The sequence below is a fragment of the Verticiella alkaliphila genome, assembly GCF_018904615.1.
Classification (GTDB): Bacteria; Pseudomonadota; Gammaproteobacteria; order Burkholderiales; family Burkholderiaceae_B; genus Verticiella; species Verticiella alkaliphila.
Genome location: NZ_JADCNH010000107.1, coordinates 1 through 1035 on the forward strand (window position 1 = coordinate 1; position 1035 = coordinate 1035).

Annotated in this window: 1 protein-coding gene; it reads left to right on the forward strand. The window is 55.4% G+C overall.

What is annotated here, in order from left to right; genetic code table 11:
* Positions 1-221 precede the first annotated feature (221 nt).
* Positions 222-998, forward strand: coding sequence for a hypothetical protein (locus IMZ29_RS22425; RefSeq protein WP_216188480.1), 777 nt, complete (start codon positions 222-224; stop codon positions 996-998).
* Positions 999-1035 lie beyond the last annotated feature (37 nt).

Below are 1035 nucleotides of genomic sequence, written 5' to 3' on the forward strand. Positions count from 1 at the left end.
CGATCGCTTCATCTGTAGAACTCCCTGTGCGAGAAAATTCTACTTCTGAATCCCAGGGTTTTTAGGGGGCATTACCGTTGCGCATCTGTGGGCAGGCAGGGTAATAACGTGCGTCACGTTGGAGTGACGCATTTTCCTCGCCTCTGCGGTTTTTCTGATGGCTTACGCAGTTTCTCAGGTCGATGTGCTGGAAGCAGCAGGTTCATAGTGCAAACAAACGCGTGAAGATCCTCAAAATTCTTATTCTGAAGTTCAAGGCCATGCCGATGTGCGGCAGGTGCTACTTCTTGGCCAGCGCATTCGCCGGCGTAACCGTGGCTGCGGCTCTCTTGAGGCCATCGACATCGTGGCTCGTGTTGTTGCCGGGCGGTGTCTCTGCTTTTCTCTTGGCAGCCGGCTTCGTGGCGTGGTTTGTACCATTGCTTCACAGCGGTGTGCTGACAAAGCCTTTCCTGCTGCTATCGCTGGCTCTCACGCCATGGCTGCACACTGTCAGTGTCGCGATGGCTCGATGGTACGTGTCGGCCTCTCTGGGTCTTCCCGCACAGTATTTTGAACTGACGGTGTCGCTCTTGGCTGCGCCCATGCTTCTGTTGATGTGGCTCGGATGCTTCATCGTTCTTGTGTTGAGTGCGCTAGCTTTTTACCCAGTGGTTTCTTGGGCGCAGGGTGTCTTCTCGAGTCCAGGTGTGAGCCGGGAAAGAGCAAATGTGGCAGTGAGTTCCGAGTCCGTTGCTCCATCGCCCTGGGATAACCACCTATTGGGTGCTCTGGTTGCGCTTGTACTCGTTTCGGGGGCTGTGGCCTATGCAATCACATGTCTTGCAGATACCAAGTTGATTCGCCTCGCGGCTTACGGTATGGATTTTCAGCAGGCCGAAAACTATCCTGGGGCAAGACTCGGGCAGCGGCTGCGCTTGTTAGGCGATGGCAATGTTGCATATGCCAATCGGATCGGTGGGCTTGCCCCATCCCGCCGGACAGGTTGTTTAACCTAACAAGCCGCCGCCTCGAACTGGATGGGGCTGACGTATC